Source organism: Pyramidobacter piscolens W5455 (assembly GCF_000177335.1).
GTDB lineage: Bacteria > Synergistota > Synergistia > Synergistales > Dethiosulfovibrionaceae > Pyramidobacter > Pyramidobacter piscolens.
Genome location: NZ_ADFP01000131.1, coordinates 1 through 8,671, shown reverse-complemented (window position 1 = coordinate 8,671; position 8,671 = coordinate 1). Strand labels below are relative to the sequence as shown.

General features: G+C 63.8%; 11 protein-coding genes. 2 read left to right on the top strand and 9 right to left on the bottom strand.

The window, feature by feature from the left end; all coding sequences use genetic code 11:
• From HMPREF7215_RS11380 to HMPREF7215_RS11355, 6 genes are all read right to left on the bottom strand, one after another.
• A partial coding sequence (locus HMPREF7215_RS11380; RefSeq protein WP_009166057.1) for a hypothetical protein occupies positions 1-290 on the bottom strand: 290 nt, incomplete at its 3' end.
• Positions 287-1,861 carry a hypothetical protein gene (locus HMPREF7215_RS11375; protein ID WP_009166056.1) on the bottom strand — a complete coding sequence of 525 codons (1,575 nt, stop codon included), beginning with the start codon at positions 1,859-1,861 and terminating at the stop codon, positions 287-289. The genes HMPREF7215_RS11375 and HMPREF7215_RS11380, both read right to left, overlap by 4 nt.
• Positions 1,862-2,110: 249 nt before the next feature.
• Positions 2,111-3,451 (bottom strand): transglutaminase domain-containing protein, encoded by a 1,341-nt coding sequence (locus HMPREF7215_RS12575; protein WP_009166054.1) that lies wholly within the window; start codon positions 3,449-3,451, stop codon positions 2,111-2,113.
• Between the two features lie 9 nt (positions 3,452-3,460).
• The gene (locus HMPREF7215_RS11365; protein WP_009166053.1) at positions 3,461-3,895 is read right to left on the bottom strand and encodes a DUF1036 domain-containing protein; all 435 of its coding nucleotides are present in this window, start codon (positions 3,893-3,895) and stop codon (positions 3,461-3,463) included.
• A gap of 18 nt (positions 3,896-3,913) precedes the next feature.
• Positions 3,914-4,333: a hypothetical protein gene (locus tag HMPREF7215_RS11360; RefSeq protein ID WP_009166052.1), complete on the bottom strand. Its 420-nt coding sequence runs from the start codon at positions 4,331-4,333 to the stop codon at positions 3,914-3,916.
• A gap of 148 nt (positions 4,334-4,481) precedes the next feature.
• A complete protein-coding gene (locus HMPREF7215_RS11355) occupies positions 4,482-4,910 on the bottom strand; it encodes a hypothetical protein (RefSeq protein WP_009166051.1) in 429 nt (142 codons plus the stop codon).
• Between the two features lie 247 nt (positions 4,911-5,157).
• Here HMPREF7215_RS11355 and HMPREF7215_RS11350 point away from each other — a divergent pair, with 247 nt between their 5' ends.
• On the top strand, positions 5,158-6,687 hold the full coding sequence (locus tag HMPREF7215_RS11350) for a hypothetical protein (RefSeq protein WP_009166050.1): 1,530 nt from the start codon (positions 5,158-5,160) through the stop codon (positions 6,685-6,687).
• A gap of 82 nt (positions 6,688-6,769) precedes the next feature.
• Here the strand turns inward: HMPREF7215_RS11350 and HMPREF7215_RS13725 are convergent, their stop codons facing one another.
• The gene (locus HMPREF7215_RS13725; RefSeq protein WP_050768922.1) at positions 6,770-7,012 is read right to left on the bottom strand and encodes a DUF1622 domain-containing protein; all 243 of its coding nucleotides are present in this window, start codon (positions 7,010-7,012) and stop codon (positions 6,770-6,772) included.
• On the bottom strand, positions 6,922-7,149 hold the full coding sequence (locus HMPREF7215_RS13720; protein WP_009166048.1) for a hypothetical protein: 228 nt from the start codon (positions 7,147-7,149) through the stop codon (positions 6,922-6,924). The genes HMPREF7215_RS13725 and HMPREF7215_RS13720 overlap by 91 nt, the downstream gene beginning before the upstream one ends.
• A 203-nt stretch (positions 7,150-7,352) precedes the next feature.
• On the opposite strand from HMPREF7215_RS13720, the gene HMPREF7215_RS11340 reads away from it, so the two are divergent.
• On the top strand, positions 7,353-8,156 hold the full coding sequence (locus HMPREF7215_RS11340) for a Cof-type HAD-IIB family hydrolase (protein ID WP_040551179.1): 804 nt from the start codon (positions 7,353-7,355) through the stop codon (positions 8,154-8,156).
• Positions 8,157-8,278: 122 nt separating this feature from the next.
• On the opposite strand, the gene HMPREF7215_RS11335 is transcribed toward HMPREF7215_RS11340, so the two are convergent.
• Positions 8,279-8,671 (bottom strand): ankyrin repeat domain-containing protein (locus HMPREF7215_RS11335; RefSeq protein WP_009166046.1); only part of this gene is annotated, 393 nt, incomplete at its 5' end.

Here is an 8,671-nt window from a genome sequence, read left to right as displayed (position 1 = left end):
ACGGCGCCGAGGAAGACGAGCGGGACCGCGGCCAGCCACCGCCACGGCGCCAGCGGAGCGACGGCCTCCATCCCCGCGTAGCCGCGGCAGTGGACGGCAAGCAGCAGCGCGAACGCACCCAGCAGGTACAAACCGGCCAAGAACTCTGCGAAGCGGGCGGCGCGCAGGCCGGGGCGTTCCCGCTGCAGGCCCAGCTCCAGCGACAGAAAAACTTCGAACAGCAGCGCCAGGGCGGCCAGCCCCATCAAGGCGATGCGGAAAAAAGCGCCGGACGCCAGCAGCTCGTTCATGGGCGCGCCTCCTTCCCGTCGTCAGGCAGACGGCAGGTCGCGTACAGGCTGCCCTCGTCGCGTTCGAGACGGTATTCCCCATTCAAACGGCGCAGAGTTTCCCGCAGCGGGGACGGTAAAAGCGCCGCTTCGTCGGGCGGCTGCGCGCTTTCGATCACGAGGCGCAGTTCCAACTCGCCGCCGGCGCGCCGCAGCCGCATCAGCAGCGACGCGGGAGCGGACGTCAGGCAGCTTTCCAGCGCTTCCTCGAACAGATCGTAGACGAACATGCCCGACCGCGCCGGCACGGCGCCGCTTTCGGCGCAGAACGGGGCGCAGTTCACGCCCGCCTGGGCGGCGCAGCGGGCCGATTCCATGGCGGCCTGCACGATCTCGGCCAGCGGCAGCCGGTTCGACTGTTTGCTTTTCAGGAACAGATGGCTCTTGCGCTTGACGGCGCAGATCAACACGCCCAGACGGACGAGGGCGCGGCGGACCGTTTCGCGTTCGGCTTCGGCGGGGCGTTCGGGAATGGCCGCGAGAATCCGGCGCGCCGCTTCGATCTTGTCCTGCATGCGCCGTTCGACTTCGGCGCAGAGGCGATTCTGCCAGCGCAGTTCCAGCAGTCGGCCGCGGATCTTGTTGCGCTGCGCCAGCAGGCGGTTGCCGCGCTCGCGTTCGCGCGTCAGTTCGCGCAGCTCATCCTGCAGCGCCAGCAGCGCGCCCACGTCCTCCTCCCACAGCACCGAGCCGCCGCGCAGCGGCCACGAACGGCGCTGCGTCCCCGGCGGTGCGGCCGCATCGGGGCGGACCGGGGCGAGGCGGGTGCGGTAAACGGGCGTTCCCCGTTCGTCCTCGATCCACATCCGCGCCGGGCCGAGCGCGAACAGCTCCTCGTAGCGGCTGTTGCAGGGCAGAACGCCGCTGCGCAGGCAGCTTTCCCAGAAGATGAAGACCGCGGCGGCCGCGACGAAGATAAAATGGCTGCCCGTCAGCCAGGCGGGCCTCTTGACGAAATATAGCCAGACGTAGAGCGCGAAAGCGCCGAGGATCGCCAGCGGCGCGGCGATGCGGCGGGCTCGGGCCGGCGAGGCGGCGTTTTTGATCAGCCCGGCGGCGAAGCACAGCGTCGAGAGCGCGATCCAGCCGACGAGGATTTTTTTCGCCCCCGCGGCCAGCGGCAGAACCGCCGCCAGCCACAGCGCCAGCGAAACCGTCAGATGGAGCGTCAGCGCCCGATCCGGCGACGGCGCGTCGAGCGGCTGCGAGGAAACGCGCAGGATCAGCAGATCGAGCCACGGCAGCAGCGCGAAGATCAGCCAGCTCACAACGTCCATGCCGCGCAGTGCCGCCGTCTGCATGAGGCGGTATGCCTGCCACCGGTCGCGGGCCATGGGCAGATTGAACGCCGCCAAAAACTGCAGCGCCCGCAGCGCGATCCAGAAAAACAGCAGCAGCGCCGTTCCCTGCATGGCGCTGCGCAGCGCCGGGTGGACGACGCGGCGCTGCAGCGACCAGCTCCATCCGCACAGAACCGCCAGAAAAAACAGGTAGCCCAGCCCCCAGCCGACGCCGTCTCCCAATGCCGTCATGGTCGTCTCACCTCCGTCCGGCGGAAATTTTTTTCTGGATCTTATCCTATCATGGCGCCGCGGAAAAGCATCACCCGAAGAGGTGAAGTTTTGAATTTTTCAAAGGCTGGACGCCGCGAAATAAATACGGGCAATTTTTATGCGCGATGCAATATTCCGCGCGTGAATATTCAAGCCAAGTGCAACGAATTGACATAAAAGATCTCAGAAGGCGTTTTCTATTGAAGACATTTACGTTGTCGAGCCGCGTCAATTCGTGCGCGGATAGCGTGAGTCCCATTCGTGATCATTCCTGATCTGCGAGTCGGTAAGCATGAAGTAGTCGCGGATGATCTCCTCCGACGAGTCGGGCAGGGGGTCGTCGAACGTCACGTCAACGTGACGCCAGCGTCCGCCGAGGCGAACCATGTTCCATGCGTGCGGTTCGGCAGGCGTGCCGCCCTTTCCGTGCACAAGAATGCATTCTACGCCTGACAGCCGGCACATCAGCTGAAAAGCGGAGGCGTAGCTTTCACAGATACCTTCTTTGTCGACCAGAACGGAATGGGCTTCGCGGTCGGGCGTCTGATGATAGTCGTCGAGTTTTGCGCCTTTGGTGCGGTAGCGCGGACGATCGCTGTAGCGCGCCGAGGCGACGAGAAAATCGTGAAAGCCTTTGATCAGCGTGAGCTGGTCACGGTCGCCGCCGGAACTTGCGAGCGTATCAATCAGAGCCCAGGCGGCCATGATCGTTTCCCGGTCGCGTTCGCTCAGCTCGGACCCCACTTCCGGATTCTGCGCGCCGCGCCAGCAGCGGTACCAGTCATAATAGACGAGCCGCAGGCTGAGCTTTTCGTCATCGTAATCAAAATGATAACTTTTGATGATCCAGTCGAACATGAGCTCTCCAAGATATTTCTCGATGGCGCTCTCGTGAAGATTGGCGCTGACGGGAATGGTGATTTCCCCCTCCAGCATGCGGACGTGGGGTTCCAGCGCGGCTTTCAGCTGAACGTAGTTGCCTGGGGGCGCGTTTTTGACGCGACGATCCTGTTTTTGTGACAGGTCTTCGGCGGTGGGGGCGAGAGGATTGTCGAGCAGCTGAGTCAGCCAGGAAATATGGGGCGCCGGCGGTGTTTTTCGCTCGGCCGTTTTCGTTGTTCCCCGGGCGCGGAACCATGAAGGCAGCAGCAGGCTTTCCGTGTCGTGCCGCGGCTTGGCCGATGTGTACCAGTCCGGCAGCCCGCCGCTCAGTTTGGCGCGTTTTTCGGGCGGTGGCGTGGGGATGGCAAGTTTTTTGTCCTGCCGCCAGATATTGCCGATGGATCTCGCAAATTCGGCGACGTCGAGTTCCGGCGGCTTGGCACGCTCTTTGGCAAACCACGGGGGCAGCACTGCCTTGAGGGGCAGCGCTGCCGTTTCTTCGCCGAAATAGTCGCGCATCAGTGAGTCCGTATGCTCTTCCAGAAACCAGCGCGGAGCGATGGCGATCGTTTCAAGATCACTCTGTTTCTGGGCGAACCACGCGGGCAGTACGGGCTTGATTTCCAGCGCCGACGCAGAAGTGACCAGACCGAAAAAAAGAGTCGAAAGACAGAGAGATTTTTTCATGGCGTTCGCCTATCGTCTCAGCGTCAGTGTGTACTCTTCGCTATCGCCGACATCGAGCGGGCGGAAGACGACGACGCGCCGGTTGTTGCCCGGGCAGGCTTGGTCTTCGCTGTAGGCGAAGCCCTCGGCGCGGACGAAGCGCACTTGGGCGCCTGCCATATCCTCTCCGTCCCAGGTGTGCTTCATGCCGGTTTCTTCGGCATAATAGAAAATTACGTCGATGCTGCTTTTCAGGTTGTAAACGGCGCTTTTGCCGGGGTCGATAGCCGCCCAGCCCATGGTTTTCCAGCGGGCGCTCGGATCGTCGTACCATGAGATAGCGACAAAAATCGGGGCCGGATTTTTATTGACGACGGTAAACTTTTCCAGCGCCGCGGCCTGCCGCGGCAGGACGAGCGGGCAGAAAAGCGTCAGGGCGAGGAAAAAGCGGAGATTTTTTTTCATGGCGCGGATCCCGCCCGGTTATTTCATCTGAATCGAATCAAAAACCGCCGCTGCGGAGTCGCTCTGTTCTCCCCAGATGGTGATCACGGCGCACTCTCCTTCTTCGCCGGTGCCGTAAATCTGGACGTACAGCGGAGCGCCGTCGACTTCGGCGGCGTAATCGTAACTTTCGTCGCCGAGATCTTCAAAGTCCTCGCCTTCCATTTCCTTACAGGCGGCTTCGGCTATTTCCCTGACGCTGCGCCCTTCGGTCGGGGCTTTCGCGACGGTGACGATCGTGTCGCGCTTGGGCGAGGCGAGAATGACCGCAGGGGCCTGCTTTTTCATGGTCCAGCCCGAGGGGATGTCGGCGACGAAAAAGCCTCCGTCAACTTCCTTGGCGCAGACGGCCGGAACCAGAAGCATAAAGAAAAGAACGGCAGTGGATAGTTTTTTCATAAAAGAGCCTCCTTAGGAAAGAAATGCGGTGGTCGCTGAAAACGTTTTTTCAAATAAAAACCGTACATATCTTAGCACATTTGCGGGCGGCCGCCTGAAGCCGCGCGTATTGAAAAGGACCCCCCGCCGGGAGGTCCTAACTGTTTTTCTATTTGAACGCAATGGAATTGAACACGTCGGTGGCGACGTCGCTCTCGTGGTCGCCGACGATGGTGATGCAGCCGTACACGCCGCCGCCGAGGTCGAAAACCTGAGCGTACAAAGGCTGGCCGTCGGCCGCGCCGGTGTATTCCCAGGCTTCCCCCTCGCCTTCCATCCTGACGAGGTCCTCCGAGCCGTGAGCCTCGGCCATGCGGGCGGCGGCGTCTTTCAGCGGCGTGCCCGCCGCGGGCATCTTCGTCACCGTGAAGACGATCGCTTTGTCGGGCGAGACGAGCGCGGCGGAGTTTTCGCCGTCCGCCCGCATCGTCCAGCCTTCGGACGGCGCCTCGGCGGTGAAAAATCCGCCGTCGATCGTGGCGGCGGACGCCATCGCGGCCATCGCCAGCGTCGCCGCGAGCGCGAGAATTTTTTTCATGTAAAGATCCCTCCTCGAAAAGTCACGACGTTCCGGCCGCGCGGCCGGAGTTTTCGGATCCCTGATCTGCGGCTGTAATCATACCACGCCGGCGCGCCTGACGAAAAGACGCGGGAGGCGGAAAAATCACCTTTTCAGGTGAGGCCGCGCGCCGTTTTTCTGGTAAGATAAGGGAACGGAAAAACGATTTTCATCAACGTCCGGCCGTCGAAAAACGCCGGACGGAATCGGGAAAGGCGTGAGATCGATGAAGGCAGGGAAACTGATCGTGGGAGCGTTTGCGGCGCTGGCGGCGTTTTCGCCGGCTTTCGCCGCGCCGGCGAAAACGCGGGAACTTTACGCGGCGGATCCTGGCGAAGGCAGGGTGTACAAGCTGGAGTCGGGGCGAAGGACCGAACTCGGCTTCGAACTTCACGAGGTCAAAGCGGGCGGCGAAACGCGGTATTACTGGGCGACGCTCGAACCGAACGCTACGGACGAAGCGCTTCCCGAGTCCGGCGTGGCGTTTTTCGCGCCGGACGGGCGCCAGAGCGCGCTGCTGCCTTTGCAGGACGGGCTCGACGGCGCCTGCGTGGCCGCTTCGCCCGGCGCGACGAAATTCGCGCTTTCCGTCCCCGACGGCGAGGCCGAGCGCGTCAACCGCGTCTACGACTTTGCGCAGATGAAGCCGCTGACCTCGGTGCGCGGTTCCATCGTGGACTGGGGCGGCCCCGTCTGGGTGGACGAACGCCGCTTCGTTTACACGGCGTACGACGACGCGAAGATGAAGAAGCCGGGCCTTGAAGGCGCGGAAGCCGGCTACCTTTCCGTGCGCCTTTTCGACGCGGACAGCCGCCGTTCGCAGACGCTCAAAGCCGCCACGCCGACCGACGAGTACGCGGTGATGGGGTACTGCGACGGCTTCGTCAACATGGCGCATTATTACGTCGGCGAAGTATCGCAATGGGCGGCCGGCGGCCCCGAGGAAAACGGGGCGCTGCGCTCGGAGCGCACGTACTGCTGGCTGCCGGGCTGGAAGCCGGGCGAGTGGTGGCGGACGCCGAAAGCCGTTTTCGGCGTCGACGCCGAAAACGGGCGCGTGTTCGCCGGCGAGGGGCGCGACCGCAGGGAATATGCCGTCGAGCTTCGTCGGGGAGAGTTCCCCGATAATTTCTCGCCGTTCGACGACGAAGCGGTGATTGTGGATTACTATTGGTTCGTCGCCGGCGGCGAAGGCGATCCGGCCGGCGAGATCCCCGTGCTCTACGTCTTCACGCTCTCGCAGGACAACGCCGAGGCCGACGACCCGGCGCTGACGGCGGCCTTTTACGTGGGCGAGCCGGAGCGGATCCGCGGCGTCGGCATTTCTCCCAAGGGCGAGCGCCTGATCGTGGCCGTCGGCGAAGAGGGGTCGCAGGTCCGCGACCTCGAACTGTATCGGCTGAGCTATTACGAGCACGAAGATTTCCGCCACCTGGCGACGCTGCGTCCTGCCTACGGGGCGTTTTACTGGTTCGATCCCTGGCGCGTGGTCTATTCGGCGCTGAACCTCGAGGCTGACCTGCAGAGCGGCCGCGAGCCGGGCTACGCTCTGGACGTGCACGTGTACGACAGTTCCGTGGGCGAGGATTATCGGCTCACGGAGAGCTCGACGCTCGACAGCTACCAGGCCGCGGGGCTGACCGAGGATGGGGACGTCGAAATGGACCGGATCACCGTTCCCGATTTCGCGGACTGGAAAGACCCGCGCAAAGAGCGGCGCACGCGCCTGAAGGGGCGGATGCCCGCCGCCGGTTAGGGGCGGGCGGCGGAAAAATTCCCGTCGCGCTTCGCGGCGGACGGAAGCGCGACGGGAATTTTTTCCGCGAGGGAAAACGGCGTTATTCGTAACGCGGCGGCGCGTGGCGCTTGGCGTCGGCGTCGCGTTCCTCCAGACCGTGGATCTCCTTGCCCAGCGAGACGCTGAGCACGACGCGGATGATCACGATGGCGGCGAGCACGCTGACCGTTTGCAGGTCGGGGTTGCAGATCGTCAGGATGATGTCGGCGGCGACGAGGAACTGCAGCCCGAGCAGCATGATCTCGCCGAAGGTGCGGCGCAGCCGCAGCCAGCCGCCGCGCATATCGACGTCGAGCGGTAGTTTTCCAGCGCCAGCGCCACGATGCGGTACAGGGCCAGCAGCACGCCCCAGGCGATGATGAAGATGCTGATAAATTCGATCACGGTCGCGACCCAGCGGGCGATTTCCACGATGCTCACGGTGTTTCCTCCTTAACGAACTGAAAACGGTAAAATTATATTTAACAATGCGTTGGTATAATAGCTTATTTTCGTACCGTTGAAAAGAAGCAGTTTCGCGCGCGGCGAAAAATTCCGGCTGGGCGGCGGCGCTTCTTTCCTTTATAATGCGCGGGAGAAACGGCGATTTTTTTCGCGAAAGACGCCGAAGCGGAGGAAAAACGATGATCAGGATGATCGCAACCGATCTCGACGGCACGCTGCTGGCCCCCGGCGGCTTGTCCATGCCGGAGCGCAACCGCGCGGCGCTGGCAAAAGCGGCCTCTCTGGGCGTGTGCGTGGTGATCTGCACGGGGCGTCTGTTCGCGGGCGGGCGCAAATACGCTTTGACGGCGCCGGGCGACCAGCCGGTGATCTGTGTCAACGGCGCGGTCGTGCGCATGAGCCGGTCGGGGGCGTACCTGCGCCGCGTCGGCCTCGGACCGGAACTGGCGCGCGAGGCGCTGGATCATTTTCGCGCGGCGGGGGCGAAGCCGTGGTTTTACGTCGGCGACGCCTGCTTCGCCGAGGAAGGTTCCGACGCGCTCGAGGCCCTGAAGCGGCGTACGGGCGCGCGCGTGGAGATCGTCCCCGACCTGGCGGCGAAATGCGGCGAACGGCCGGAAAAACTTCTCGCGCTTCTGCCGCCCCAACAGGTCCGGGCGCTGCACGGCGAACTGACGGCGCGCTTCGGCCCCCGGCTGTACGTGACGCGTTCCAGCGAGCGCCAGATCGAGGCGCTCGCCCCGCGGGCGAACAAGGGGCTGGCGCTGGCGATGGTGGCGCGCCGCTTCGGCGTCGCCCGCGAGGAGATCGCGGCGTTCGGCGACAACTACAACGACCTCGAGCTGTTCCGGGCCGCGGGCGTCCGCGTGGCGATGGAAAATGGCGAACAGGCCCTCAAGGACCAGGCGGACGTCATCGCCCCGCCGAACGGCGAGGGCGGCGTCGGGCAGGTCGTCGAGCGCCTGCTGGCGCAGAGCCGGTGATTTCGCGGCAAACGCTGGCGAACGGCGTTTCCGATGATGTTTTTTCATTGAAGATCAATATCGAAAACGGTCCGCCCGTTTCGCTCGCGCGAGCGAAACGGGCGGACCGTTTTTTTGCCGGATCAGAGGGCGAGTTTTTCGCGGATGAGGCGGAGCAGGCGTTTTTTGTCGCGCCCGTCCATGCGCTCGTTGAAACGGAGCAGGCGGCGCAGGCCGTTGCCGCTGAGCGCAGCGCGCGGATCGGCGCCGGCGTTCAGCAGGGCTTCGGCCGCCAGCGGGCTGGGATTGTAGCGCACGGCGCAGATCAGCGGCGTGCGTCCTTCGCCGTCTTTGGCTTCGAGCGCTTCGCCTTTTTCCAGCAGATAGGCGATGATCTCCGGCGCGGCGGCGTTGGGGTTGACGGCTGCCAGCATCAGCGGCGTGACGCGGGCGGGGTCGCGCTTCAGCGCGGCGCGCAGCTTTTTAAGGCGGCGGCGTTTGGCTGGCGCGGACAGCTCCGCCGAAGCGCGGATCCG